The organism is Streptomyces sp. MMBL 11-1 (assembly GCF_028622875.1).
Taxonomy (GTDB): domain Bacteria; phylum Actinomycetota; class Actinomycetes; order Streptomycetales; family Streptomycetaceae; genus Streptomyces.
On sequence record NZ_CP117709.1, the window covers coordinates 7,481,754 to 7,505,387 of the forward strand.

30 protein-coding genes are annotated in these 23,634 nt (G+C 68.3%); 16 read left to right on the top strand and 14 right to left on the bottom strand.

The window, feature by feature from the left end:
- Positions 1 to 25: 25 nt before the first annotated feature.
- The 4 genes from PSQ21_RS32900 to PSQ21_RS32915 all read left to right on the top strand — a co-directional run bounded on the left by PSQ21_RS32900 (position 26) and on the right by PSQ21_RS32915 (position 4,950).
- The gene (locus tag PSQ21_RS32900; RefSeq protein WP_073803393.1) at positions 26 to 904 is read left to right on the top strand and encodes a glycosyltransferase family 2 protein; all 879 of its coding nucleotides are present in this window, start codon (positions 26 to 28) and stop codon (positions 902 to 904) included.
- Between the two features lie 1,299 nt (positions 905 to 2,203).
- Positions 2,204 to 2,617: a hypothetical protein gene (locus PSQ21_RS32905; RefSeq protein ID WP_241835829.1), complete on the top strand. Its 414-nt coding sequence runs from the start codon at positions 2,204 to 2,206 to the stop codon at positions 2,615 to 2,617.
- A 3-nt stretch (positions 2,618 to 2,620) separates the two neighbouring features.
- Positions 2,621 to 3,769, top strand: a complete 1,149-nt coding sequence (locus PSQ21_RS32910; RefSeq protein ID WP_087764088.1) for an MAB_1171c family putative transporter — start codon at positions 2,621 to 2,623, stop codon at positions 3,767 to 3,769.
- On the top strand, positions 3,763 to 4,950 hold the full coding sequence (locus PSQ21_RS32915; protein ID WP_073803391.1) for an amidohydrolase family protein: 1,188 nt from the start codon (positions 3,763 to 3,765) through the stop codon (positions 4,948 to 4,950). The genes PSQ21_RS32910 and PSQ21_RS32915 overlap by 7 nt, the downstream gene beginning before the upstream one ends.
- A gap of 56 nt (positions 4,951 to 5,006) precedes the next feature.
- On the opposite strand, the gene PSQ21_RS32920 is transcribed toward PSQ21_RS32915, so the two are convergent.
- Complete coding sequence (locus tag PSQ21_RS32920; RefSeq protein WP_073803390.1) at positions 5,007 to 5,900, bottom strand: helix-turn-helix domain-containing protein; 894 nt, start codon at positions 5,898 to 5,900, stop codon at positions 5,007 to 5,009.
- A 390-nt stretch (positions 5,901 to 6,290) separates the two neighbouring features.
- Here PSQ21_RS32920 and PSQ21_RS32925 point away from each other — a divergent pair, with 390 nt between their 5' ends.
- The 9 genes from PSQ21_RS32925 to PSQ21_RS32965 all read left to right on the top strand — a co-directional run bounded on the left by PSQ21_RS32925 (position 6,291) and on the right by PSQ21_RS32965 (position 13,231).
- Positions 6,291 to 6,617, top strand: a complete 327-nt coding sequence (locus PSQ21_RS32925; RefSeq protein WP_073803558.1) for a transcriptional regulator — start codon at positions 6,291 to 6,293, stop codon at positions 6,615 to 6,617.
- Between the two features lies 1 nt (position 6,618).
- On the top strand, positions 6,619 to 7,641 hold the full coding sequence (locus tag PSQ21_RS32930; protein ID WP_073803389.1) for a hypothetical protein: 1,023 nt from the start codon (positions 6,619 to 6,621) through the stop codon (positions 7,639 to 7,641).
- On the top strand, positions 7,641 to 8,348 hold the full coding sequence (locus PSQ21_RS32935) for an ATP-binding protein (protein WP_073803388.1): 708 nt from the start codon (positions 7,641 to 7,643) through the stop codon (positions 8,346 to 8,348). Before PSQ21_RS32930 ends, PSQ21_RS32935 begins: the two co-directional genes overlap by 1 nt.
- Before the next feature lie 119 nt (positions 8,349 to 8,467).
- Positions 8,468 to 9,034, top strand: a complete 567-nt coding sequence (locus PSQ21_RS32940) for a WhiB family transcriptional regulator (RefSeq protein WP_073803387.1) — start codon at positions 8,468 to 8,470, stop codon at positions 9,032 to 9,034.
- The gene (locus PSQ21_RS32945; protein WP_073803386.1) at positions 9,031 to 9,990 is read left to right on the top strand and encodes a DUF2637 domain-containing protein; all 960 of its coding nucleotides are present in this window, start codon (positions 9,031 to 9,033) and stop codon (positions 9,988 to 9,990) included. The genes PSQ21_RS32940 and PSQ21_RS32945 overlap by 4 nt, the downstream gene beginning before the upstream one ends.
- A 101-nt stretch (positions 9,991 to 10,091) precedes the next feature.
- On the top strand, positions 10,092 to 10,316 hold the full coding sequence (locus PSQ21_RS32950) for a hypothetical protein (protein WP_030804596.1): 225 nt from the start codon (positions 10,092 to 10,094) through the stop codon (positions 10,314 to 10,316).
- Positions 10,313 to 10,966 (top strand): plasmid mobilization protein, encoded by a 654-nt coding sequence (locus PSQ21_RS32955; RefSeq protein ID WP_073803385.1) that lies wholly within the window; start codon positions 10,313 to 10,315, stop codon positions 10,964 to 10,966. The genes PSQ21_RS32950 and PSQ21_RS32955 overlap by 4 nt, the downstream gene beginning before the upstream one ends.
- Positions 10,966 to 12,738 (top strand): relaxase/mobilization nuclease domain-containing protein, encoded by a 1,773-nt coding sequence (locus tag PSQ21_RS32960; RefSeq protein WP_073803384.1) that lies wholly within the window; start codon positions 10,966 to 10,968, stop codon positions 12,736 to 12,738. Before PSQ21_RS32955 ends, PSQ21_RS32960 begins: the two co-directional genes overlap by 1 nt.
- 103 nt (positions 12,739 to 12,841) lie before the next feature.
- Entirely contained in the window at positions 12,842 to 13,231 is a 390-nt protein-coding gene (locus tag PSQ21_RS32965) for a hypothetical protein (protein WP_087764087.1), read from the top strand.
- Positions 13,232 to 13,301: 70 nt separating this feature from the next.
- On the opposite strand, the gene PSQ21_RS32970 is transcribed toward PSQ21_RS32965, so the two are convergent.
- Complete coding sequence (locus PSQ21_RS32970; RefSeq protein ID WP_241835828.1) at positions 13,302 to 13,517, bottom strand: hypothetical protein; 216 nt, start codon at positions 13,515 to 13,517, stop codon at positions 13,302 to 13,304.
- A gap of 148 nt (positions 13,518 to 13,665) precedes the next feature.
- On the opposite strand from PSQ21_RS32970, the gene PSQ21_RS32975 reads away from it, so the two are divergent.
- Both PSQ21_RS32975 and PSQ21_RS32980 read left to right on the top strand, forming a co-directional pair.
- The gene (locus tag PSQ21_RS32975) at positions 13,666 to 14,655 is read left to right on the top strand and encodes a hypothetical protein (protein ID WP_256967563.1); all 990 of its coding nucleotides are present in this window, start codon (positions 13,666 to 13,668) and stop codon (positions 14,653 to 14,655) included.
- A 67-nt stretch (positions 14,656 to 14,722) separates the two neighbouring features.
- Positions 14,723 to 15,793, top strand: a complete 1,071-nt coding sequence (locus PSQ21_RS32980) for a hypothetical protein (RefSeq protein ID WP_087764086.1) — start codon at positions 14,723 to 14,725, stop codon at positions 15,791 to 15,793.
- A 191-nt stretch (positions 15,794 to 15,984) separates the two neighbouring features.
- Here PSQ21_RS32980 and PSQ21_RS32985 read toward each other — a convergent pair whose 3' ends face one another.
- The 4 genes from PSQ21_RS32985 to PSQ21_RS33000 all read right to left on the bottom strand — a co-directional run bounded on the left by PSQ21_RS32985 (position 15,985) and on the right by PSQ21_RS33000 (position 17,273).
- Positions 15,985 to 16,314: an esterase gene (locus PSQ21_RS32985; protein ID WP_073803379.1), complete on the bottom strand. Its 330-nt coding sequence runs from the start codon at positions 16,312 to 16,314 to the stop codon at positions 15,985 to 15,987.
- 93 nt (positions 16,315 to 16,407) lie between these two features.
- Complete coding sequence (locus tag PSQ21_RS32990) at positions 16,408 to 16,620, bottom strand: hypothetical protein (RefSeq protein WP_073803378.1); 213 nt, start codon at positions 16,618 to 16,620, stop codon at positions 16,408 to 16,410.
- Between the two features lie 32 nt (positions 16,621 to 16,652).
- Positions 16,653 to 16,892: a hypothetical protein gene (locus tag PSQ21_RS32995; RefSeq protein ID WP_073803377.1), complete on the bottom strand. Its 240-nt coding sequence runs from the start codon at positions 16,890 to 16,892 to the stop codon at positions 16,653 to 16,655.
- A gap of 33 nt (positions 16,893 to 16,925) precedes the next feature.
- The gene (locus PSQ21_RS33000; RefSeq protein WP_073803376.1) at positions 16,926 to 17,273 is read right to left on the bottom strand and encodes a DUF317 domain-containing protein; all 348 of its coding nucleotides are present in this window, start codon (positions 17,271 to 17,273) and stop codon (positions 16,926 to 16,928) included.
- A gap of 215 nt (positions 17,274 to 17,488) precedes the next feature.
- On the opposite strand from PSQ21_RS33000, the gene PSQ21_RS33005 reads away from it, so the two are divergent.
- A complete protein-coding gene (locus PSQ21_RS33005) occupies positions 17,489 to 17,779 on the top strand; it encodes a hypothetical protein (RefSeq protein WP_073803375.1) in 291 nt (96 codons plus the stop codon).
- Between the two features lie 4 nt (positions 17,780 to 17,783).
- Here the strand turns inward: PSQ21_RS33005 and PSQ21_RS33010 are convergent, their stop codons facing one another.
- The 8 genes from PSQ21_RS33010 to PSQ21_RS33045 form a co-directional block, all read right to left on the bottom strand.
- Positions 17,784 to 18,275: a hypothetical protein gene (locus PSQ21_RS33010; RefSeq protein ID WP_087764085.1), complete on the bottom strand. Its 492-nt coding sequence runs from the start codon at positions 18,273 to 18,275 to the stop codon at positions 17,784 to 17,786.
- Positions 18,276 to 18,336: 61 nt separating this feature from the next.
- Positions 18,337 to 19,281: a DUF317 domain-containing protein gene (locus PSQ21_RS33015; RefSeq protein WP_087764084.1), complete on the bottom strand. Its 945-nt coding sequence runs from the start codon at positions 19,279 to 19,281 to the stop codon at positions 18,337 to 18,339.
- A gap of 124 nt (positions 19,282 to 19,405) precedes the next feature.
- Positions 19,406 to 20,167, bottom strand: coding sequence for a winged helix-turn-helix transcriptional regulator (locus tag PSQ21_RS33020; RefSeq protein ID WP_256967562.1), 762 nt, complete (start codon positions 20,165 to 20,167; stop codon positions 19,406 to 19,408).
- A 103-nt stretch (positions 20,168 to 20,270) separates the two neighbouring features.
- Positions 20,271 to 21,095: a large ATP-binding protein gene (locus tag PSQ21_RS33025; protein WP_087764082.1), complete on the bottom strand. Its 825-nt coding sequence runs from the start codon at positions 21,093 to 21,095 to the stop codon at positions 20,271 to 20,273.
- Positions 21,092 to 21,760, bottom strand: a complete 669-nt coding sequence (locus PSQ21_RS33030) for a hypothetical protein (protein ID WP_087764081.1) — start codon at positions 21,758 to 21,760, stop codon at positions 21,092 to 21,094. Before PSQ21_RS33030 ends, PSQ21_RS33025 begins: the two co-directional genes overlap by 4 nt.
- Entirely contained in the window at positions 21,757 to 22,227 is a 471-nt protein-coding gene (locus tag PSQ21_RS33035; protein WP_073803369.1) for a hypothetical protein, read from the bottom strand. The genes PSQ21_RS33030 and PSQ21_RS33035 overlap by 4 nt, the downstream gene beginning before the upstream one ends.
- Positions 22,224 to 22,988 carry a glycosyl hydrolase gene (locus PSQ21_RS33040; protein ID WP_073803368.1) on the bottom strand — a complete coding sequence of 255 codons (765 nt, stop codon included), beginning with the start codon at positions 22,986 to 22,988 and terminating at the stop codon, positions 22,224 to 22,226. The genes PSQ21_RS33035 and PSQ21_RS33040 overlap by 4 nt, the downstream gene beginning before the upstream one ends.
- Entirely contained in the window at positions 22,985 to 23,584 is a 600-nt protein-coding gene (locus PSQ21_RS33045) for a DUF4913 domain-containing protein (protein WP_073803367.1), read from the bottom strand. Before PSQ21_RS33045 ends, PSQ21_RS33040 begins: the two co-directional genes overlap by 4 nt.
- Between the last annotated feature and the right edge of the window lie 50 nt (positions 23,585 to 23,634).

The window sequence follows — 23,634 nt, forward strand, 5'->3', positions numbered from 1 at the left end:
TGAACAGAAGTAGAAGGGCACCCTTGTGAGCACCGGCGCCTCGCGTCCCACGGTCGGCGCGGTCGTCCTGACCATGAACGACCGGCCCGAGGAGTTCCCCCGGGCCATGGCCTCGCTCCTCGCGCAGGAAGGCATCGACCTCGACGTGGTCGTGGTCGGCAACGGCTGCGAACCTGAACAGATCCCCGCAGGCGTCCGCACGGTCACGTTGCCCGAGAACGTCGGCATCCCCGAAGGCCGCAACGTAGGGGCCGACAACGTCAAGGGCGATTACCTCTTCTTCTTCGACAACGACGCCCACCTGCCCGACACCGACACCCTCGCCCGGCTCATCGCCGAACTGCACCGCGACCCCCAGCTCGCGTACGTACAGCCGCGCATCAGCGATCCGGCGACCGGTGAGACTCTCCGCCGCTGGGTACCCCGCCTCCGGGCCTCGGACCCCACCCGGCCCGGCATCGTCACCGTCATGGCCGAGGGCGTCGTCATGGTCCGCCGCGACGCCTACGAGCGGGCTGGAGGCTGGCCCGGTGACTTCTTCCTCTTCCACGAAGGCGTCGAACTGGCCTGGCGGCTGTGGAACCTGGGCTGCACCGGCCGGTACCTGCCCGACATCGTCGTCCACCACCCCGCCACCAACCCGGCCCGGCACGAGACTTTCTACCGGCTCAACGCCCGCAACCGCGTCTGGGTCGCCCGCCGCAACCTGCCCCGCCTCCTCGTCCCCTTCAACCTCGCCACCTGGTGCCTGATCACTCTGTGGCGCATCCGCGACCGCCAGGCACTCCGCGTTACGCTCGCAGGCTTCCGTGAAGGGCTCGCCGGTGGGCAGGGCCCGAGGCAGCCCATGTCCTGGCGAACCGTGCTCCGGCTCACGACGGCCGGGCGACCGCCTGTCTTCTGACGCTCTCGAATCGCCACGGTCGGGTAGTCGCGCGTGCCGCAAAAATTGGACAAATGACCTAATGGGTGTATGGCGCCTCTCCCCTTCCCTCGTGACCTGGTACTCCTTCAAGTGGGCTGGGAGCGGACGTACGCCGAGCTGATCGACGGGCATCGGGCTCCCTGGGGTGGGCGGCCAGGTCGAGGCTGCGATACCTCTCAGCCCGCCTGGCGGCACACCCCTACTGGGTGGCGCGATCCGGGCGGATGACCGGCTGGGCTGACCTGCGTCGACATGCGCGAAGGTTCATAGAGGCGGAAGAAGCGTGAGCCTCCGTGGACCTTCCGCAGTCGAGACCGTGGGACGGCCGCCGCGCACCTTCGCGCTCACGAGCCTCCACTCGGCGAAGTTTGCGACTGGTAACGGTCGGATCGGCGGTGTTCGGCGCAACATCGGGAGGTGGGTCGATCGGCTGACGCTTCCTTCCGGGCGGGCCGCCCATCGAGGTCAAGAGGCTGGCTGGATCACGCCTGTTCGAGCGTTTGGTGCGATTGACGCCTTATGTCTGATAGTGAAGCTATCCGTGTGTGATCACTTGGGAGATTTGCGTCATTTGTAACCGACCGCATGTCGGGTTTTGGTGTGACGTATCTCGGATTGACAACGGGGTGGTTGATTGGCCCCTGGGGCGCACCCTCGGCAGCGATGGATGAAAGCGCACGTCAGAGGGTTGATCAACATGCTCTCGTGTGCTTTTTGTGCAGTTCATCCCGAAGTGCGAATGCGCTCGCTGAACCGACCGCTGATGAGTTTTAGGTCAATCTCTGCTTAACCTTTCGCGTACTGTCCAAGAAGTTCCCGAAGCCTCGGCGAGGCGAGTGGTGAATGCGTTGCTCATTCGCTACAGCGACATGGGGCGTCGATGCGGGTTAGGCCCCTGCTGGGCTGCGGCGGTGGCGCGCTGGAGGCAGTCGACGGGCAACTCCACTCGCCGGGCCAACGCGGAGGGAACTGAGAGTCAGCGGTGCGGTCGCGCCTAGCCCGGGGGGAGCTAAACGGTAGAAGGGATTTGTCATGTGGTCTGGGAAGATCCTTCGCACTGAGCCCACGGGGCCGACCCGGGGCGGAGAGCCCCGAAGAGGACCGGGCCGCCGTCGGGCGGTGGAAAAGGACCTGCATCGCTTCCTCCGTCGGGAACTTCGAGACCTCGGTATTCATCCGCCGCTGGACGTGGAGGAGCTGTGTAAGGCGCTCAGCCGTCGGCGTGGTCGGCCCCTCTATCTGCGGGAAGCGCCGCTGCCGAAGCCAGGACCGACGGGAATGTGGGTCGAGTACGACGCCTATGACGTGATCTTGTACCAGCAGGAGACGACCCGTCTGCATCAAGATCACATCAAGCTCCACGAGATAGGACACATCCTCGTGGCGGAGGCCGAGGACGCCGAGCAAGCGGCGGCCGAAGCGACGGGGCGGCCCCCCGCGCTCGACCCCGACGAGGAGTCGGCCGTCTTCGTGGAAGGTTGGGCCGCCATGCTGCCGGTCTTCGACCCCGAGACGATCAAGCGGGTCGCGCGCCGGTGCACGTACGACGACGGCGAGGAGTGCTCCGTCGAACTCGCGGCGACGATCATCCTGGAGTGGGCGTCCGTGCTGGACGACTCCACTCCCCTCTCGGAGGACCCGTCGCTGCGGCGTGTGCAGTCGGCCCTCGGCGACCGGCGGGGATGGCTGTAACCCGTGGAACTGCTACTCCTGGGGCTCGTGGGCGCCCTTGCCTGGAAGCTTTACAAACTGTGGCGAACCCCTCATGACGCGCCTCTGCGGTCGGTGACCCTCTGCCTGCTCTGCGCCACGCTGTCCTATCCCATCGCTATGCCGGGAGGCGCGACCGGCGTCGACACGGTGGCGGGGCACGGGGCGGCGAAGTTGGTCCAGAACGTGCTGCTGCTCTTCGCGATGTACTTCCTGATGTGCTTCTACCTCTACTCGGCCGCCGACGCGGAGGCGAGCCGTCGCAGGGCACGCAAGGAGGCGGTCGTCGTCGGGGCCGTCGTGGTGGTCATCACCCTGGCTGCCGTATCGGTGCCGCACGAGGTCTTCGCCGGCAGTTTCAGCACCGCGGACATGACGATTCCGCAAATCGCCGTCTTCTACGGCGGAGCCGGGTGCTACCTGACGTACGTCCTGGGCCTCGCCGCTCGGTGGACGCGTAGCTATGCCCGCATGTCCCGGCGCCCCCATGCAACGGGACTGTGGATGGCGGCCGTTGGCCTGGGCGCGATGGCTGTGGCCTGTGCGATCCGGGCTGTCATCGTCGCCGTCCGCTGGTTCGAGATCGACGTACCCCAGCGCCTGATGGCTGCCGTCGCGTTCCTGTTGGTCGCATCCATACTTCTGTTCACGGCCGGCATCACCTACTCGGGGGTCCGCGCCCGAATATCTTCTTCGAAGCTCTGGCTTCAGCACCGACGTGATTACCGCCGCCTCGCCGCCCTCTGGGAGCTGTTGGCTGAGGCGTTCCCCGACAACGTGCTGCCGCCGGCGTCCTCGTCCGCCCACGACCGACGGCGCGCTCGGAGGGTCCACCGCCGCTACCACCGCCGCATCGTGGAGATCCGGGACGGCCTGGTCGCCATCAGTCCGTACCTCCTGGAGGACGAGACCGGCATCGGATCGCCCGACGTCGACTCGGCAGAGCTGGCAGCCCGGCTGCGCCGCGCTTCCGCCCGGATTAAGGAGGGTGCCCCCGCGCCCCGCCGGGCGGTCCCCCTTGCCATGGCCCTGGGAAGCGACCGAGCGGCAGATGTGAAACAACTGATTGCGGTGTCCGACGCACTGGTGCCAGACCGCGCGACCCCCCTCATGACCAAGGAGACACCATGCTGATTAGCGGAGGACGTGTGCTCGTCGGCACGGGCACGTATCTGGACGACGGAGCCGTCCTGATCGAGGGTGATTCGATCGCGGCTGTGGGGCCGCGTAAGGAGATCGAGGAGCAGACCGCTGCCGACGTGCCGCGGTCGGTGTTCGACGGCACACTTCTGCCCGGGTTGATCGATGCCCACGTACACCTCGTTTTCGACGGGGGGCCTGACCCGGTGTCCGCTCTCCAGGACTTGACGGATGAGGCCCTGCTCGCGGACATGCGCCGCCGCGCGGAGGAACTGCTGCTCAGCGGCGTCACCACGGTCCGCGACCTCGGAGACCGGAACGGGCTGGCTCTCCGCCTGGATTCGGAGATCGCCGACCAGCGCACGCCGGGCCCGAGGATCGTCTCCGCAAGCACGCCCCTGACTACCCCCGGCGGGCACTGCCACTTCCTCGGCGGTGAGGTCTCGGGCGAAGCCGAGATCCGCGCCCTCATCCGCCTCAACCTCGAACGAGGCGCTGGGGTCATCAAATGCATGGTTACTGGCGGCGGGCTCACCCGGGGCGGGCCCGCAAGCCACGAGTCCCAGTTCTCCGCAGCGGAACTGCGACTTCTCGTAGATGAGACTCACGCCGCAGGCGTCCCCGTCGCGGCCCACGCGCACGGAGCCGACGGCATCGCCGCCGCCGTGGAGGCCGGGGTGGACACCATCGAGCACTGCACGTGGATGACCGGCGACGGCCTCGACTTTCGCCGGGACGTGGTGCAGCAGATTATCGACCGTGGCATCACCGTCTGCCCGGCGGTAAGCCCCCACTGGCGGATGCTCCCTGCGATCTTCGGCGAGGAGCGCGCCGCCGGGATGTTCGACCTGGTACGCCAGATGGCAGACGCGGGTGTGAAGCTGGTCGCCGGCACGGACGCCGGAGTGCAGCGTGCCACCTTCAACGGCCTGGTGCCGGCCCTCTCGTTCTACGCCCACCTCGGCCTGGCGAACGCCGAGATCATCAACATGGCGACGACCGCCGCAGCGACGGCCCTCGGGCTCGGCTCCACAACCGGCCGTATCGCTCCGGGCTACCGCGCGGATCTCATCGCTGTCGGGGGAGACCCGCTCTCGGATCTCGACGCCCTCAAGAACGTCACGGCCGTATTCGCCTCCGGTCGGCGACACGATCCGAATGCACCAGCCGAGTAGTCGGGGCTGACCGAGCCCTGACCTCTGGAGCCTCCGGAGGCCCGGAGGGCAGGGCCCTACTCGTCGTCCGTGGAGCCGACCTGTTTCTCGAACTCGGCCTGCAGGTCCGTCAGGAGCGAGAGCACCTCGGGCGACAGACCCTCCGGGCCGAGGCCACGAGCCCGAACTCGTCCGATCGTCCCGTTCCGGGATGCGAGCAACACACGAATCCCCTGGTACACCTGACGGGCGACGGCCTCGTCCGGCTCGAAGTACATGCGCTCGACGCCGAAGAACTCGGCAAGTCCCTCCAGGACAACGGGGCCCGGGCCGTCGGCGTCACCGGCACCTGTTCGGAGGGTCTCGACCTCCTTGGCCGTGACAACCTCCGCCCCTGCATGCCGGTTTACCGCCTCTGCGATTTCTCCATCCCCCGGAACTGTGCCCGCCGGGTAGGAGTGTTCCAGTAGGAAGCTGATCTTCTCCCCGAGAGCACGGGGATGCTCGTCGGCCTCGGCCGCAGCGACGCTCTCGTCCCCGTCTTCTTCGACGACGTTTCCGAACGAGCGCTCCTGAGCTTGCTCCAGTGCCTTCTCCGATACGCCGTACGCCGCTGCCAGCTTCGGCACGTACTTCTCCTTGAGCCGCCGTACGCCGTTTTCGGCCGCAGCCACCGGGCCATCGCTCTTCGTGCCGATGAACCTCGCCACCTCGTACCGGTAGAGGCCCGCGTCGCACCGCAGGTCGATCAGGTCGGGCGCGCCTTTACGGGGGAACAGCTCATCCAACGGTTTCCGGAGTGCACGCGCGATGCCCGGCAGCTTCTCCTGGTCCGGGACGCTTGAGCCCAACTCCCACCCCGCCACGGTTGAGTCCGCAGCGTCGACGGCAGCGCCCACCTCGGCCTGCGGGATCTCTGCGGCCCGTCGTACGGCGCGCACCACTGTTCTGTCGAAGTGGCGAGCTGACATCGAGACCTCTTTTTCGTGCGAGTCGAAGAACTATCGGCTCGTTGACCTTTCGCGTGAACCGGGATAGCTTCAGACTACCGAAAAACGGGGTGCCGTGCATCCCTCCCGGCCAGGCTGCGCGCCTGCCGAGGGCGTGAGGCTGAGGAGGAGAACACCTCCTTCGGCGTGCCCGGCAAGAGGGGGTGCCGACCGAACGCGGTTCAGGGAGGGGCAGGGGATGCACGCCAAGGGCCCGTAACACGACGAAGCAACGAAAAACCGGCGCCCGGGAGTTACCAGCTCCCAAGCGCCGGGCCGGCACCCCGAAGGGCGCCGATGCACATCTCGCGGGCGGCGGGGCTTTTGCACGAGAACCACCGCACCGCGGTCCTACAAACCACGGAGTATCGCATGCCTGCCATGCCGAGCGGAACCCCGGCCTGCCCGGACACCAGCCGTCGACACCGCCTCGCCGCCCAGCTCGCCGATATGATCTCCGGCGCAGCCACCATCCGGGTCAGCCTCACCGACCCGACACAGGTCTGGCCGCACCCGCACACGGTCGTGCGGGACGAGACGGGCAAGACGATGGAGCTGGGCCGGACGACGTCCAGGGTCGCCGCCCGCTGGATCCTGAGGGTCTGGCCGGACAAAGACTGGGCCCGCCCGCACACCTTCCGCCTCGCCGACGCCACCCTCACCCGCAGCGACTTGAACGCCGCCGAGCGGGGCCGCTGACATGGCCCGGATCCGAACCATCAAACCGGAGGCATTCACCTCCGAGTCTCTTGCCGAGGTGAACGTCGCGGCCGAGAGGACTTTCTTCGGCCTGCTCACCCAGGCCGACGACCATGGTCGTCACCGGGACAACGCCGCGATCATCGCGGGGCTCCTCTGGCCCTTGCGCGCCGAACACACCTCGGTCCACGTCGAGGACGACCTCCACCAGCTCGCGAACGCCGGACTGATCTGCCGGTACACCGGATGCGACGGCCGCCGCTACCTCCACATCGTGACCTGGTCCGAGCACCAGAAGATCGACAAGCCGAGCCAGTCACGCCTGCCCTCGTGCCCGCAGCACCAGGCTGCCGACCGGTGCGCACCGTGCAAGGGCTCGTGCTCCCGGCGGACCGAGGGGTCGTCCACGGCTTCCCGAGGGCTCTCCGAGGCCTCCGGGAGGGCTCGCCGAGCCCTCGATCTGCCTGCCGTACCACCCGCCTCGCCGACGCCGGACCACGCAGACGAGTCCGTCGCCGACCGGCAGGAGGCTGCCGACGGCGCGATCGGCACAGCGGGGCGAGCTGGTGCTAAAAGTGCAGGTCAGGCCGCATTCTCCGAGGACTCCCCGAACCTTCCCCGAAGCCTCTCCGAAGGCTCGGCGCCTGGATCTAGGATCTTGGATCCTGGATCTCTTGTCCCTACGGGGCGCACAGCGCCCGCACCCAGCGTCTCCGCCAAGGACCTCGTCGGCGAGTACGTCGCCGGGTGCGACCAGCGCCCCCCGAACGACGTGATCGGACACCTCGGGCGGATCACCAAGAAGCTCCTCGACGAAGGCATCGCACCGGAGCACATCCGGGCCGGGCTGGCGAACTTCGCGGCCAACCCGAGGCACCCGAGCGTGCTGACCAGCATGGTCAACGAGGCAATGAACGCTCGCCCCGGCGGCTTGGCGCGGCCGGGAATCCGGCCTAACGTGCCCGCCCACCAGGCGTGGACCAACCCGGCCAACGCTTCCGCCGCCTACGCCGAGGAGCTGTGATGCACACCCATCACCGCGAACCCCAGCTCCTCGGCCACGAAGGCACCCTGGAGCGCATGGCCCGGATCCTGGCCGCCCGCAACATCGACTCGGCCGACGCCGCCGCGCTCCCCGACGACCCCGAGCCGTTCTCCCCGCTCGACGCCCTCCTGGCCGGGATGCCCCCGCGCTACCAGGCGGCTGCCGCCGACCACCCGATGGTCCTGGACTGGGTCGGGAAGGTGACCGAGGCGGCCGTCGCCCCCAGCCGGGGAGCCCGGCGGCAAGTCACCACCGGGCCCAGCCTCCTGATGGCCGGAGTCGTCGGCGCGGGCAAGACGCACCAGGCGTACGGCGCGGTCCGAGCGCTGGTGCGGAACGGGGTCGGCGTGCGCTGGCGCGCGACCACCGCTGCCGACCTCTACGCCGATCTCCGCCCCCGGCCCGGGGTCGACAGCGAGCGGGAGCTGGCGGCCGTCAGCCGGTGCCCGGTGCTGATCATCGACGACCTCGGCGCGGCCAAGGCCAGCGAGTGGGTCGAGGAGATCACGTACCGGCTGATCAACCGCCGGTACAACCTCATGCTCCCGACCTTGATCACCACCAACCTGGCGATTAAGGACCTCCGCTCCTACCTCGGTGACCGCGTTGCCTCCCGACTCGCGGAGATGACCACCCGGGTCGAGTTCGAGCCGCTCGACCGCAGACGCTACCGCGCAGCAGCCTGACCTGCCGCAGGTCACCACGTCCGGGCCGCGCCCCTCTGCGCGCCGCCACGAGCCACTTCACGACCAGCGCACCTCTCCGCCGACGCCCCTGCGCGCGGAGAGCGATCGGAGCAACCCGCATGACCAGCACGACGAACAGCCCTGTCCACCACCGCCAGCTCGGCGACCAGACCTGGCAGGCCGACGCCGTCTGCCAGAGCACCGATTACAACCCGGTTGACCCCGAAATCTTCTTCCCCGAGCCCGACGAGACCGCCAAGATCGCCACGGCCAAGGCCCTGTGCGTCCAGTGCCCGGTCCGCCGAACCTGCCTGGACGCCGCTCTCGAAGGAGGTGACACCGACGGGATCCGAGGCGGCCTGACGGAGGAGGAGCGCGGGCCGCTGCACGAGAAGCTCCCCAGCCGCCTCGACTACAGCCGCGTCAACGCCACCATCGCCGGGCGCGACGTGCACCTCACCCATACCGAGCGCCGCGCGGTCGAGCACGCTGCCTACCGCCACGGGGTGAGCGAGCAGCGCCTGGCCTGGCTTCTGAAGGTCACCGAGGAGCACGCCAAGAAGCGATACCGCGAGATCCGCCGGGCCGAGCGCAACCGATCCCTGAACCAGCCCAAGGACACCGTCCTGCCACCCGAGGTCGACGGTGCGCACCCGGTCCGCGACGACTTCGGGACGGCGGCATGACCACCACGAGCACACCGAAGGCGGCGCACATATCCGCCTGGGACCGCGCGGTGGTCATCGCCCTGGGCGGCGCGGGGTGCGCGCTGTCGTACGACGCCCTCCAGCAGATGGCCGTCGCCATCCACGTCCGGGGCCTGTTGACCTTCGTCTTCCCGTTGGTGATCGACGGGTTCATCGCCTACGGCGTCCGCGCGCTCCTGGTCCTGCGCGATGCCCCGCTGCGCGCCCGGCTTTACGTCTGGACGCTCGTCGGCACGGCCACCGCCGCCAGCATCTGGGCCAATGCGCTCCACGCGGTGCGGATCAACCAGGACGCGGTCGCCGGCACCGGTCTCCGGCTCGGGGACACGGTGGTCGCGGTGCTGTCCACCATCGCACCGCTGGCCCTGGCGGGAGCTGTCCACCTCTACATCCTCATCGCCCGGGGGCCGGTCAAGGACAGTGACCGCGAGGACCTCGGTCAGACCGGTCACCTCGGTCAGGTCAACCGGAGCGACGGCGCAGAGGTCACCCGGACCGACCGGGTCGGTCAGCAGCCGGAGGCCGGTCAGCCGGTCACCGCCCGGACCGACCGGCAGCCGCTCTCCCTTGACAAGCCGACTCCCGCCACTCGGTCGCTCAGCGGGGACAGGGCTCCGGCGGACAGCAGCGCCCCTGTCACCAGTGACCGGAGCCAGCCGCGCGAGGCCGCTGACCTGCCCGGGCAGTCGGACACCGCGCGGCCGGTCACTGACCGGCGTGCCCGGACAGCCGGTGACCGGCGATCTGACTCGGACACCGAGGAGCTACTGAAGATCGCTCGGTCAGCGGTCAGGGCCGAGGGCAAGCTGACCCGCAAGGTGGTCGGACAGGCGATCCGAGACCAGCAGATGACGCTCTCCAGCGACACCTTGACCACCTTGATGGCCCAGCTCCGCGAGCAGCACGGACAGCCGGTCAGCTCCGCCCGGACCTGATTGGACACTACGGAGCGGGTGACCGAGCAGGTCACCCCGGCCGGTCACCCGCTTCGCACACCCGCCCTACCTTCCTCCAGAGCAGAAGCCGAGTACATCTGATGCGCACTCACCCGGCCACCCCCGCCGAAGTCGACTCCTGGCTGACCGTCCTGCACCAGCGCGGCCACCTCCACCGCGCTCAGTCCGGCCCCGACACCACCTGGATCGTGCAACGCGAGCAGCACGACCGCCCGTGGACCCTGCACCACCCGGTCCTGGCCATGGACTGGATCGCGGACCTCGTCCACGAAATCCAGCAGCAGGACCCGGAGACGAGCCGGTGACCTCCGACGACCCGGCGGTGGTCACGGCTGGGCAGCAGCGTGACCCCACCACGGCTCCTGGCGGAGCAAGCTATCGCGTACGACGGTCCTACGGCCCGTCGTACGCACTTGCCCCCGCCCAGGAGGGCGGGGGAAGCCCGGCTGGTCCCCGAGCGAGGGCGCACGGAGACCAGCCGGGCAACCGGCACCAGGGGGCGCCGGTCACCGGAGGAGAGGCCAGCTGCGAGCCGCAGAGCGCGAGCACTCCCCCCTTCGCCGACCGCAAACCGCGCCGTCGCACCCGCAACCCCAGCGAGCGCACCCGTAAGACGACGACCCGCCTCTCCGACACCGAGAAAGCCGAGATCGCCGCCGCTGCCACGCAGCGCGGCATCACCGTCGCCCGCTTCCTCGCTGGTGCCGGCCTCGCCGCCGCCCGCGGTTCGACCGCCCTGCACACCAACGAACGCTGGGACGCGACAATCGACGAACTCGCGGCGCTACGAACGGCCTTGGCCCGAATAGGCAACAACATCAACCAGATCGCCTACGTCCTCAATGCCGGCGGGCAGCCCCGCCCGGGCGAACTCGACCACGCGCTGAGCACGCTCCTCCGACTTTTCGCCCGCGTCGACAACGCGGCGAACAACTTGGTGAACCGGCGGCTGTGATGGTTCCCGACATCGGACGCGGCTCCCGGACCCACGGCCTGCTCGTCTACCTGTACGGCCCCGGGCGACGGGAGGAGCACACCGACGCCCACCTCGTCGGCTCGTGGGACGGCTTCGCTCCGGATCCCGGCCGCGACACCAGCCCCGATCCCGATCCGAAGATCACCCTCGCCCGGCTCACCGCCGCCTTGGACCTGCGGGTCAAGCAGGCCGGAGACCGAGCGCCCGCCAAGTACGTCTGGCACTGCTCGGTCCGCACGGCCCCCGGGGACCGGCGGTTCTCCGACGAGGAGTGGAACGCCGTCGCCCAGCGCATCGTCCACGCCACCGGCATCGCACCGGACGGGGATCCCGACGGCTGCCGGTGGATCGCCGTACGCCACGCGGCAGACCACATCCACATCGTCGCCACCCTAGTCCGAGGAGACCTGCGCAACCCACGCCTGAACTACGACTTCAACAAGGCCCAGGCCGAATGCCGCCGCATCGAAAAAGAGATGGGCCTGCGGCGCCTCAACGCCGGAGACGGCACTGCAGCGAAGAACCCCACCAGCGCCGAGAAGTTCAAAGCCGAACGCACCGGCCGCTCCGAAACCCCCCGGGAGACGCTCCGCGAAGCCGTACGCCGGGCCCTCGCCGGAGCTGAAGACGAGAAGGAGTTCTTCACCCGTCTCCACGAGGCCGGCCTACGGGTGAAAGTGCGTCACGCCCCATCTGGTGACGCGCTCGGCTACAACGTCGCCCTGCCCGGCGACCGCAACCGCGACGCCGAACCGGTCTGGTACCCCGGCTCCAAACTTTCCCCCGACCTGTCCCTCCCCAAGATCCGCCGCAGGCTGGCCGACGGCACCGTCGAAGACACGGCGACCCCGGCCTCGGGCGGACGAGCGGACTTGTCCCCGCCTGCCCGAGAGCGACGCAGCGCCACCGCCATCGCCGAACGGGCCGCAGTCCTCCTCGACAGCGACGACGACGGAGAAGCCGCCGCTCAGCTCGTCGGTGTCGGAGAACTCCTCGATGCCGTCGCGCAGACCTCCCCGGCCGCGACCCGCACCGAGCTGGCTGCCGCCGCCCGAACCTTCGAACGGGCGACCCGCAGCCACGTCCAGGCGGAACGCGCCGACACCCGAGCACTCCGCTCCGCCGCACGAGGAATCATCCAGGCCGGCGGCGCGCTCGGCCGGGGCGAGGACGGCGGCACCACCGCCATGCTCCTCTCCACCCTCGTCCTGGTCACCCTCGCCGCCGCCCACTGGCACTCCGCCCGGGGACATGCCCAGCAGGCCCACGCCTCCCGGCAGACCGCCGAGCACCTGCGCACCGCCTACCGACAGGCCGCCACCACCCCGATGCGAACACTGCACGAGCAAGGCCTCGCCCTTCCCGACGCCCAACGCCGGGCGTACGAGACCACCATCCGCGCCGTCCTACCGAACCACGGCGTACGAGAAGACGGTGTACGGGCGAAGACCGACGCCCTGGCCGCCACCCTCGCCCAGGCCGAGCAGGCAGGCCACGACCCCGAAGCCCTCCTTCGCCAGGCCATCGACATGCGCGAACTCGACACCGCCACAGACGTCAATGACGTCCTGGTCTGGCGCTTGCGCCGCATGGCCCAGCTCCCCGCCCACCCGGGCGCAACTCCCCGCCGCCCGAAGGACGGCACCAGCAACCCGAAAGCCTCGGCCAACCACACCAGCAACCGAACGACACCCACGACCGGAGTTCGCCCCGTAGCCCCCACTCCACGAAACCGCCCACCGCGCCGCTGAAGATCCGGCGGGCTGGCCATCGGCCCGCCGGAGTCCGAGAAGTCCCTGGACAACCGGTTCCACCGGCTGTTACGGATGGAAACAGAAGGCCCTCGACCGGGAGATGACGCACGTGCTCAGAACCACCGACCGCCCCGCGGAGTCGGCCCTCTCCGCCGGCACCGATCCCTTGCTGCAACTCGCCTACGAGACGCAGCCGCCCAGCGGCCCCGGCGCGACGCGCTGCCTCAGTCACCCTCGCGAACTCGCCCTTCGCGGGATCCCGGTGACGTGCACGGCCTGCCGCGCCCGGCGCGACTGGCTGCTCATCAACCACGGGCGCAACGTCTGGGTCTGCTGTCGCTGCAGCAACCGGTGGCTCGAACCCGAGATCAGCCGTGCTGACTTCGACGCCCTGATCGTGATCCCGGACGGAACGATCTACCCCAGCGTCGAGGAGGGCCTGGCCGCCTTGGGGTTCGACGGAGCCTTCGTCGGCACATACCTGGACTAGGCGAGCGAAGTGACGAACGACGAGGGGCGACACCGGCGGGTTCGGTGTCGCACCTCGTCGTGGCAGGTAGTCAGCTGCCGCCCATATCTCTTGGCAGTTGCCCCCGGAAGGTGCAGCCAGGGCACTCGTCCTCGCCTTGGATGTGGCCCTCGTACCAGCCGTGGACGGCAGCGTGCAGGATCGCCTCCTCCACCGAGGCTTCGCCGCTTCTGACCGATGCGACGGCGTTGCCGACGACGACTTGGAGCACGGCGTTGTCCGGCGAGGGGAATGGTGGTGATGGCATGGGTGAGGCACTCATGCCCTGAGCCTAGAGGCTCAACCTGCTCCTATTCAGAAGAACCGGCGTTCGAGCGGAGCTCGCCGGAACTGGCCAGGCGGTAGATGCTGAGCCTCCTCGCGCAAGGCACAAAACGCCTGCCATGATCTCTCGCATGACGGAACAGTGGACATCCGCGCTCAGCTTCTCCAGCTTCGCTGCCCCTCCGAGAGCCGATGGCACGCCAGCAGCTTCTGACCCGCGCCGTGATGTTGAAGAGACCGCGATGCGCTGGCAGAGCCACAGCAGCCGGGGAGGAGCTGCGGGATGGGCCTCGCTGAACTCCCTGAAAGCCGCAGGGGTACAGGGACGCGGAATCCTGATTAACCGGGTGGTGGAGATACACGGCCTTTCTGGCAGCATCGGCGAGCAGCTGACACTCGCTTGGGCCGCCGAACAAGATGCCCAGCGTTTCCAGGACCCTGAAATCGAACGCGATCCGGTCCACCTTGAAGAAATACAGACAGCCCAGCGCATGGCAGTGAGAGCCTTGTGCGAAATGAGCACCCATTTTTTGCTGGGGGCCGCACACAGCCTTGCCAACCTCGTGCTACGCGTTACGCTATGCAATTACCTGGCAGCTGAAGTAATCAACGCACCGAAGAAAAACCGCAAGGCTCAGGGATTCGAGCCGGGAACCGATCTGCCATCGGCATGGCCCACCTTCTCTTCATCCCCTACGGTAGAACTATGGGTTCAAGTGCTACCTGATGCTGCTGAAACAAGCGGCATCGACGGCATAAAAAGTTTGGTCTCCCGCCTCACCTTGCTTCAGCAAGATCCTCGATTCCGTGCGCTTGACGAACGTCGTGGATTGGATTATCACCGCCGACGCCCCCAGTCGGTCAAGCACACATCGCCCCGCAGGGGCATCTGGTCCTACGACAAGGAGAAGAAACTTTCGACCACCAGCATGGTGGCCTCTGCCGAGGACGCCCAGCGAGACGAAGTCCTCGTCCATCAGATCTGTGTTGACGCCTTGACCTGTATCACCGAAGCAATGGTCGATATCGAACCGCTGATCGCTGAAAGTCTTTCGGCCTGCCACCTGGCATGGCGGCTGGATGAGCCTCGTGCGATCCAGAGAGCATCACCCGCGGGGTGAGCGCGCCGGGTCCCCTCTGAAGTCTTAAAGCAGTAGAACGCGGTCCGATTGTCATAGACAATGAGCTATGCAGATCCGCCTTCCAGGAACCGAAGAGCTGCCGGCCCCGGCGTCCCCCGAGCAGCAAGAGCTGCTGCAGACCGTGTGGAACGTCTTCGCATCAACCTCGGAGTGGCCTACCTTCGACTGGGTAGACCGGAAGCTCGACCGTCAAGAGATCGACACTGTTGCGGCGCTCGCCCAGCTTCCTGACGGGCTGATGCGCGGCCTACCCGACCCGAGCCGACCCGTGCCCCAGGATGACGCGGTCCTGGCATTGACAATTGCTGGTGTGGCGCGGTGCAACGGATCCTCAGACGTGGTGCTGCTTTTCCTCGCCCTCATACGCGTCCTTGCCGAGACCGAACGGAAGTGGCAGGCAGGACCAGGTGGAGAAAAGCCGACACTTTCTGAGTGCACTGCTATCCGTCGTCTGAATCTGATGCCTATCGAGGACCATACGACGTTGCTCCTGCAGGCACGCACGCTTGCGCAGTTCGAACCCGGCATCGAGGGTCATCACATTGCCAGCGGCGGCGAGTGGACGCTTAAGGTTGGACGCTCCATTCGGCCCTTCCGTGAAGTTGGCGACATCGGCGCCTACTGGTGCACGCGCGAGGCGCTAAGAACTCCAACCCCTGTCTCCCCGGCAAATTGTGGCGGCGGGTCGCCAGACGTGCTGCCTATTGTGCGGAGCGGGTCTCCGTACATTAGTGATGAACTAATCGCGGCTTTGGGGACCACGACCACGAAGTACAAGCTCGACAAGCTCACTGCTCTTGCTCGTGAACTTAATGAAAACTACAGCGCTGGGCACCCGTACGCCAGCCAGATGCTCTTGCGGGCAATCCTGGACCATGTACCACCCGCCTTTGAGCAGAAGACGTTCGACAATGTAGTGGCTAACGTTTCATGGAGTCGTACAGACAAGGCCCATGTGAAGAAATTGCGAGACGCTCGCGCCTCTGCTGATGATGTGCTCCACCGTCAGGTTCGTCAGTCGCCAAGTCACTTTAATATGGATGATATGCCGCCCCGAGCGGCGATCAATGCACTTCTCCAAGCGCTGATGGATCGCCTTTCAGGCGTCGAGCAGTGATCGCAGAGTCGGAGTCCGAAGACATCGGCATTCAAATTCGCACCTCAACCATTCCAGCCAACCGGTCGGACAGATCGCTCGGTGACAGCGCGCCGCTCATCACGGTCAGGACGGGGGTACGCACAAGGTGGCTGGGCGTACGGCAAGGCCGCCCCTGCCTGATCGGCGTGGGGCGGCCTTCTGCGGTTCGGTCAGACGTGGGCGAGGCGATTCGAGAGATCGAGGGCGGCGGTCGCGACTGCGAGGGCGGCGCAGAGGCCGAGCACCTCGCGGAGGGTGGGGCGGACCAGGCGCGGCCAGTCGTCCGAGGCGGAGGGCCAGGAGGCGAGGTGCACCTCGGTGGTGGCCAGGCCCAAGTGGGCGGTGACGTTCCAGCCTGTGCGGGAGGCGGGCTCCCAGTGCAGGCGCACGCGGCCCTGGGGGAGTTTCGCGGTATCGGCGGCGAGCCAGGTGATGTCGAGCGGTCCGTCGGGCAGGGCGGAGACGCGCTGGACGAGCGCACCGCGAACGTCGTCCGGCATCGGGCGTACGGCTAGGCGGTGCAGCGGAAGGGTGTGAGATGAGCGGGATCGCGACGGGATATGAGCCTCCGAGGTGGTTCGTTGGATGGTCAGTCAGGCCCAGGTCAGGGCATCGCTGACCGAGGGCGAGAGATAATCCTCCTGGCCGTCGTCGGCGATGAACGCTTTGCCGTCCCGGACGACGATCTCCGCCCCCAGGTAGTGGGTGAAGGGAAAGTCGGGGTTGAGGGCGAGGCGGATCGGCAGGCTGGGGTCCAGGTCTTGGAGCTGGCGGAGCAGGTGTCCGACGGTCAGGTAGTGGGGCAAGAGGACCTCCGAGAGCGGTACGGGATGAGGGGTCAGACTGCAGAGGGGGCGTTCTGCCCCTCGGCGTGGCTGGCGAGGTGCCGCTTGCGGCACTCGTTGACGTAGCCCATGCCGGACTCCTCCTTCTTCCAGCCGCAGGAGCAGACGGTGCGGGTGTATGCGTGGCCGGGGCAGCCGGTGTGGAGCGGCCTGCCGGAGCTGGTGTGCTTGTGGTCCGCCGGGCAGAGAGTCCCGTCGGCGTGGTGGTTGGTGAGCGGGGCGCGGTGTGCCATGTGGGCCTTTCCGAGGATGAGTTGGCGGCGGTATCAGCGGCCGGGGGAGGCGATGAGCGCGGCGAGGAACCCGGCAACAGCCTCTGAGGGGGTGTAGGGGCCGAACTCCTGGACCCACGGTGTCCCGTCGGCGGGCTGGACCCGGACATGCCAGACGATGTCGCGCTTCCAGGCGGCGGGGTCTTCGGGGAGCCAGCCGACGTAGACGTGACCGTCCGGGCTGGTTGCGTGGACGTTGGCCTCCGGGGTGTCGACGACGGCCCAGCCGAGGCTGTTGAGGAGGTCGAGAACAGGACCGGCGCAGTGGTCGGAGGAGAGCCAGAAGCGGTCTTCCTGGGCCGGGCGGACGACGGCGGGCAGAAGGGTGGCGGAGGTGGTCACGGTTGAACGATCCCTTCGTTGACCTGCGGTTTTCCCAACACTCGTACGTTGACATGGGGTGTGGCGGAGTACGTAGTCGATTCCCAGGAAGCGGCGTCTGCCGTGGGCGAACTGGCCGACGCCATCAGGGCCGTGCGCCGGGAATGGAACGGCGAAGGGAGTTGTCGTACTGGGGTTGCGGCAAAGGGCCGCACGGGGCCGAAGGGGGAGCAGGGATGGCGAAGCCGAGCAGACACGAGGTCGGGACTGGGCTGGAGCACAAGGTCCGCGCAGCCGGGCGACCGTGGACGGTGGGCGACATCGCGATGGTCGCCGATGGCCAGTGGGCTGTCGGCGTCCAGCCCGAGGCGCGGTGGGACGACGGCGAGGTGGTCCTGGACCGCAGCGCTGACGGATATCGCGTCGAGTTGACGGTGGAGGAGCTGGCCCACGCGGTGGGCTCCGGCATCTGGATGCGCACGGTGGGCCAGAGCGATCCCGCCCACCGCGACGAGGACCACGACTGATCGATCAGCGACCTGACCCCGGGCCAGGCGCCGGCGGCCCGACGACGGCCGGAGGAGCGGCCTGGTCCGGTACCTGGCCGAGGACGTGTTGATCGCCCCTGGAGCGGGCAACAGCTGCCTGAGCCAACCGGGTTGATGGGGCCCGGTCCGCCGTCGCGGCGGCTTCACGCGCCTGGACCACATGGCTGATCGCCTGAAGGGCCGTACGGCTTTCGGCTTGGGCGACGCGAAGGTCGGCTGCGGAGCTGGTGATGCGTTGCAGGTCGTAGAAGGCCGGTGCGTGGCCGGGACGGGTGAGGGCGTGCAGGCGCTCCTGGTGCACGGCCACGGAGCTGTCGGCGGTGACCAGCAGGGCCGAGCGGATGTGCATGACCGAGCGTAGGAGAGGGTCGGTGGTCGGGCGGCGGACCGCGATCGACTCCAGAGCTTCGATCGGACGGCCCCAGGCTTCCTCGATCATGGTGGTGGCCTGGTCGAGTGCGGTGGCGTCGGGCATGGCGGAACTCCCGGTATTCGAAGGGGGGGAGAGAGGCGGTGCTCCGGAAGAGGAGCAGGTGTCAGCGGCTGCGGCGCGGGGGCGACGCGCTGGCCGACGGCCTGGCCGCGAGAGCAGGCGCGGGGATCCCGGACGGGTTCAGGGACGAAGCCGACGTGCGGCTTCGGGCGGCCATAACCCGGAGGTCAGCGGCCGTCCGGGGGAATCGCGCGGCGCGTTGGACGGCCTGCGTGACAGCAGTGCGGCGTACGTCGAGGGGAGTGGGAGCCCGGGGAACCTGGGGCGTGCTCGGAGTGACGGTGGTGAGCGAGACCAGGTGTGCCACCTCACGGTGGATCTGGTGGCGCTCGCGTATCACCGGGGCTGGATCGGCCATGACGGCTGCCGTCGCGGCGATCAAGTGGGTGGGCGTACGGGCCGAGAAGACCGCCTCCGCACGGGTACCCCAACCGGGTGGACCCGACCAGAGGGTGACGGCTTCGTCATCACGACGGGAGAGACGGTTGTCGATGAGGACGCCTGCTTGTCCGTCCGGGGCGGTGATCTCGACGGTGCCGAGTTCGGCCCCGCCGTGGCGGGTCCAGCCGGCATCGGTCAGCGGCTGGACGGCGTCGGCCCAGCGGTATGAGGGGCTCGCCAGAAAGCGCCCGTTGCCCTCGTACGCATCGGCTTCGGCGTAGTCGTGAGCGAGAGCGGTGGTCAGCCCGGCGACGATCTCGGCCGGGGTGACATGGTTGAAGGTCGCTGTCCAGCGGGGTGAGGAGACGGCTTCCTCGGATGCGGCGATCTTCCACAGCTCGAAGTCGTCGCCGAACCAGCCGATGCGGATCCTCTGGTCGGGCGACGTGACGAGGAGCTGGCAGGGACCGTCATCAAGGTAGTGGTGCGGCCAGTGAGCGACAGGGGCGAAGCCGGCGTCTCCGGCTCCGTTGGAACCGGCCAGGTACATCGGGCTGATCAGTACCTCCTGGTACAGATAGTTGTCGTTGGGCTGCTGGACGCTCATGGTCGAGACTCCGGGCACGTAGGAGGGGAACGCTCCCGCATGCGCGGGAGGGTGAAGTGCTGGGGCGCACGCGGACGCGGTAGCAGCGGCGAGACGGCACTGGCTCTCAGCACCACCACCCGGCTCACCGCCCCCGGCCCGGGGCCGACCGGGCGGTGACAGCCGCCGACACCCGCGGTTGCGGCTGCGTCGCGTGGCTGAACAGGTCGTTCGGCGCGGCGGCACTCCGGCGCAGGGCCGCTGCGGTCCGGGCACCGTCCCCCGTCAGCGGGACATTCGTGTGAGTCCGCGTGGCCGCCGCGACGCGGACGGGGCTCGACGAGGTCTTGAGCGCGGTGAAGGGTTCGCTCCAGTGCCCGATGGTTGCGTAGACGGCCCCCAGCAACTGGTCGGCATCGGTCAGGACGTAGGGGGCGCCGTGGTGCGAACCGGCGCGTCCGACCAGGCCGTCGGCCTGCATCCGCAGAAGCCGTTGCCGGGCGGAGGGGCGGTCCACGCCGATCTCCTCGGCGATGTGACTGAACCGCAGAGGGCCGTTGGTGCCGAGGGCCTGGATAACGCCGGTCGTGTGCCGAAGGTTTAGACGGCCCAGAGCGTCCTCGACGCGTTCGGCTTCGGCCATCGTCTGGAGCGGCAGGTGGGCCCGGGACCAGTCCGACAAGGTGTGGTGCACGGGGGCGAGCGACTCGCCGAGCGCGCTGAGCTGGTAGGTGCCCCTACGACGGACATCGGAATGGGTGATCAAGCCGTCGGCGTGCATGTACATCAGCCGCTGGCTTACTGACTGCTCGCCGACGAAGGGGAGCTGGGCGGCGATCTCGCGCACCCGCATGGGGCGGTTTTCCTGGGCGAGGATCATCGTCGACCAGGTGGTCCACTTCGGCACGATCCGGGCAATCGCGTGGTCGATGCGCTGAGGGTCGACCGAGTCGAAGGAGAAGGCGGGGGCTGCGTGGGGCTGGGCATGAGTGCGTTCTCTCCGGCAGGGGTCATCGTGAGCGGGGGTGGGAAGCCGTGCTGGAGATACCGGCGGAGGGGGCTGCAGCTGGGTGGGCAGGGAGGCCAAGGTTCGCCGGGGCACCGCTGCGGCCGAGGGCAGCGGCCACACGCGACGTCGCCGTACGAGCCGCACCAAGGGCGGCCTCGCCGCGGGACGTGAGCGAGAGGAGTTGCCCCGGCCGGTACGGGCTCTCGCTGGTGTCCTGGTGCAGTAGCCCGTCGGCGATCATCCGCCGGACGGTCGAGGGCAGCACCTGGGGACGTCGGCCCGTCCCGTCAGAGAGGAAGGGCTCCTCGCCGAGCGCGGTCCGGCACAGGCGTAGATCGCCAAGTTCGACCACTTCGAGCGCCTTGAGCCGGCGCTTCACCTCTATCGCCCAGTCGTCGTCCCGGCTGAAACGCTGTTCCCGGTTCTCCTCGTGGGCCTTCGTCGCCGAGGGCTCGGTATCCGGATCGGGGAGAAGGCGCTGGTACGCGGAGACGGCCTCGATGAGCTGGTCGTAGGCCCGATCCTGCTTGGTGAGGAGTTCTCCGAGCTTCGGGATCGATGTCCGCAGGAACGCGTACGAAGTGCGGGCCCTGCCGAGTTCGCCGCGCCCGATGGATTCGAGGAGCGGGAAGGCATCCCTGGCCGCAACCGTCACCCGGTCGTGCTGCTCGTTCAGCTCGTACGCGGACGTGATCACCCGAGTCGAGGCTCGGTACAGCGGATCGGCAGGACGATACGTGGTGTTGAGCATGTTGACGTTCGAGATACCGAGCGCGTCGGCGACGAAGTGCGTACCGGGCTCGGTGTTCGGGTCGTAGGGGTTCACTTGGCCGTCTCCATCCGGGCGAGCAAGGAGCGGACCAGGGTGGGAAGGCTGTCGGGACCGTCGCCGAGCCGGACGTGGTCAGTCATCTCGTCGAGGACGTACGTGGCGTCTTCGAGAAGGCCGCCGGAGATTTCCATGCAGGCGTCGGTGATCCGGGAGGCAGCGAGCAAGGACTCGGAGAGCACCTCGACGTAGCCGTCCGGCGCGAGACCGGCGGCGTCGGCCGCAGTACGGATCGCCTCCAACTCCAGCGCGCTGAAACTGAAGTCGAAGTCATGGCCCCGCTTCATGCTGGCCGGGGCGGAGAAGGCGGAGTCCGGTGGTTCCGTGGGGATGCCGACGCGTGTGCAGATCCGGTCGACCGAAGCGGTCAGCTCAGCCAGGGACTCGGTGAGCCATCCCAGGGCGGAGGCGTAGGAGGCCAGGGTGAAGAGACCTGCCGGTGTCGTGGGGAGCGGATCGTCGGCCACGAACTCTTCGAGCCGGTCGTTCAGCTCGCAGATCACCTGGGGCCCGGCAGACAGAGCACCGAGTACGGGATGCAGGTAGGAGCGGCTGGCGGCCGTCGGATAGTCGGCGGTGAGGATCCCGGAGACGCGGTGCGCAGCATCGGTGAGCAGGCTCGCCAGTTCGGTACGCGTGAGCGGGGCGTGATCGGATGTCATCGCTGGGGAGCCTTTCGAGAGGCAGCGGCCGGAGACTGGACTGCTGCTGGAGAGGTCGACGGAGCAGCCGTCGACTGGATCGCAAGGGGCGAGCGGGCGCGGGCGGCCTGCACCCGGGCCGCCGTACGGGAGTCCGCCTCGGTACCTCGCTCAGGGCCGGTACGGAGGTGAGCGGAGCGGTAGACCGCGTAGTCCTTCCGGCTTCCGGCGGCAACGAGGTAGACCTCGCGCTTGTGGTTCGAGCTGGGCGGGGCCGAGCGGAACTGGATGACCATCCGGTAGGCGACGGACGGATCCACGTACACCTTGTGGTATCCGGCGAGACGCCCCTTCAGGGGTAGGCAGTCGTCGCTTCCGTGGACCAGGTTCTGCAGCTCCAGCAGCGCCAGATCACGGATGCGATCGGGGAGGTTCCGCAGATCCTCAATGGCGTCGGGATGCGCCGCGAAGGCGAAGCGTGCGCTCACAGCAGCCTCCCCTGTACCGAACGCTGTACCGGTACGGCTGCCGCCGACTGGTGGGCTCCAGGGGCGGTCTTCGGTATCTCGGAGCTGCCGGCCGAGCGGGCGAGGGCGGCACGGGTCCGGGGAGCGGCAGCTTCACTGAGGCGTTCCGGTGGCTGCAGCAGCGGGGTGCTGCGGTCGTCCAGCCAGCGGAGAGCGGTCTCCTCATCGGCGAAGGCGCCCTCGCGCAGCGTGTACGTGTGGGCGTTGGAGTCCCCCTCTTCGAGAAACAGACGAATCGGTGCCTGAACGGCCTCACCGTCACGGGTCAACGTCCATGCCTCGCACGGGTCGTAGTCCGAGGTCTGGCTCTCGATGACCTCGTACCGCGCGCCCGACTCCCGGATCTGTGCCTCGATACGAACGGTGAGATCGTCGGCGGGAGCGGAGAATCCGGCGCCTACTTCGGCTATCTCCTCGGGCGGGCAGCCGTGCTCGATCAACCAGTTCTGGGCGAAGGGGACCGTGGCGTGGTAGGCCGTCTCCATGGTGAACGTGTTGAGGCTGAGATCCCGCGCGACCTTGATCGCGGCTACCTGTGGCTCGCCGGGGACACCCCACGTGACCGACCCGTCGTGAGCGACGACGTAAGAGTGTGAGCCGTGAGGAGCGGTGTGGTGCTCGGTCAGGACCGTCAGGTCGCCTGACCAGAACTGCTGCTCCGCGTACTCGGAGTCAGCGTCGGCGGGTGCAAGATCGTCGAGGTGAAAGTCGTCCGTGCTCATTCCGTCGCTCCCGACTGTTCGGGCGCCGGGGTGACCAGCACTCGGTGGTTCGGCCGGGTCGGGCTCGTCGTACACGCGGCGAAGGGGCCGTCGGGGGCCCGGAGGTGGACCAGCGCCTGGTCCAGGTGGTCGCGGTGCCAGGTCGAAGGACCTGACAGGCCGGCCTCGGTATCAGTGAGCTGCTGCCACGCGAGCCAGAGCGCGTGCAGCCGGGCGACGGCCTCCGGGTGTTCGTCCCACCGCGCGCACCACGGACGGGAGGAGCTGATCTCTCGGCCGTAGACGGGGAGGAAGAGGTAGTTCACCCAGTCGCTGAGTGCGGTGAGTTCGGCGGCGTACGCTTCCCCGCCCAGGGCGAGGATGAACACCGAGGCGGGGCCCTCCCCCTGCGCGGCGTCGGCCGCCTCGGCTTCCGGAACGTCATCCGTGTGCTGGCTGGCAACGGGTACGGGGTCGGAGCCGAGGCGGTCGAGGAGGGCGCCGTGCTGCCTGACCTCGGCCATGGTCTTGGCGAGGGTGCTGGCGAGGTCGTCGAGATTCCCGTCGGGGATGCGGAACGGCTCGGGGCCGGGGGTGGTCGGGCTGGTGTCGGACATCGGGGCGTGCTCCATCTGTGAGACGGCGACATGCCCGAGAGGATCCGGAG

Coding starts and splice junctions, on each gene's coding strand:
- PSQ21_RS32905 (WP_241835829.1), top strand. CDS start 2,204: ATGTGGGTCGAGTACGACGCCTATGACGTGATCTTGTACCAGCAGGAG.
- PSQ21_RS32915 (WP_073803391.1), top strand. CDS start 3,763: ATGCTGATTAGCGGAGGACGTGTGCTCGTCGGCACGGGCACGTATCTG.
- PSQ21_RS32920 (WP_073803390.1), bottom strand. CDS start 5,900: ATGTCAGCTCGCCACTTCGACAGAACAGTGGTGCGCGCCGTACGACGG.
- PSQ21_RS32925 (WP_073803558.1), top strand. CDS start 6,291: ATGCCTGCCATGCCGAGCGGAACCCCGGCCTGCCCGGACACCAGCCGT.
- PSQ21_RS32930 (WP_073803389.1), top strand. CDS start 6,619: ATGGCCCGGATCCGAACCATCAAACCGGAGGCATTCACCTCCGAGTCT.
- PSQ21_RS32935 (WP_073803388.1), top strand. CDS start 7,641: ATGCACACCCATCACCGCGAACCCCAGCTCCTCGGCCACGAAGGCACC.
- PSQ21_RS32940 (WP_073803387.1), top strand. CDS start 8,468: ATGACCAGCACGACGAACAGCCCTGTCCACCACCGCCAGCTCGGCGAC.
- PSQ21_RS32945 (WP_073803386.1), top strand. CDS start 9,031: ATGACCACCACGAGCACACCGAAGGCGGCGCACATATCCGCCTGGGAC.
- PSQ21_RS32950 (WP_030804596.1), top strand. CDS start 10,092: ATGCGCACTCACCCGGCCACCCCCGCCGAAGTCGACTCCTGGCTGACC.
- PSQ21_RS32960 (WP_073803384.1), top strand. CDS start 10,966: ATGGTTCCCGACATCGGACGCGGCTCCCGGACCCACGGCCTGCTCGTC.
- PSQ21_RS32965 (WP_087764087.1), top strand. CDS start 12,842: ATGACGCACGTGCTCAGAACCACCGACCGCCCCGCGGAGTCGGCCCTC.
- PSQ21_RS32970 (WP_241835828.1), bottom strand. CDS start 13,517: ATGCCATCACCACCATTCCCCTCGCCGGACAACGCCGTGCTCCAAGTC.
- PSQ21_RS32975 (WP_256967563.1), top strand. CDS start 13,666: ATGACGGAACAGTGGACATCCGCGCTCAGCTTCTCCAGCTTCGCTGCC.
- PSQ21_RS32980 (WP_087764086.1), top strand. CDS start 14,723: ATGCAGATCCGCCTTCCAGGAACCGAAGAGCTGCCGGCCCCGGCGTCC.
- PSQ21_RS32985 (WP_073803379.1), bottom strand. CDS start 16,314: ATGCCGGACGACGTTCGCGGTGCGCTCGTCCAGCGCGTCTCCGCCCTG.
- PSQ21_RS32995 (WP_073803377.1), bottom strand. CDS start 16,892: ATGGCACACCGCGCCCCGCTCACCAACCACCACGCCGACGGGACTCTC.
- PSQ21_RS33005 (WP_073803375.1), top strand. CDS start 17,489: ATGGCGAAGCCGAGCAGACACGAGGTCGGGACTGGGCTGGAGCACAAG.
- PSQ21_RS33010 (WP_087764085.1), bottom strand. CDS start 18,275: ATGCCCGACGCCACCGCACTCGACCAGGCCACCACCATGATCGAGGAA.
- PSQ21_RS33015 (WP_087764084.1), bottom strand. CDS start 19,281: ATGAGCGTCCAGCAGCCCAACGACAACTATCTGTACCAGGAGGTACTG.
- PSQ21_RS33030 (WP_087764081.1), bottom strand. CDS start 21,760: ATGACATCCGATCACGCCCCGCTCACGCGTACCGAACTGGCGAGCCTG.
- PSQ21_RS33040 (WP_073803368.1), bottom strand. CDS start 22,988: ATGAGCACGGACGACTTTCACCTCGACGATCTTGCACCCGCCGACGCT.
- PSQ21_RS33045 (WP_073803367.1), bottom strand. CDS start 23,584: ATGTCCGACACCAGCCCGACCACCCCCGGCCCCGAGCCGTTCCGCATC.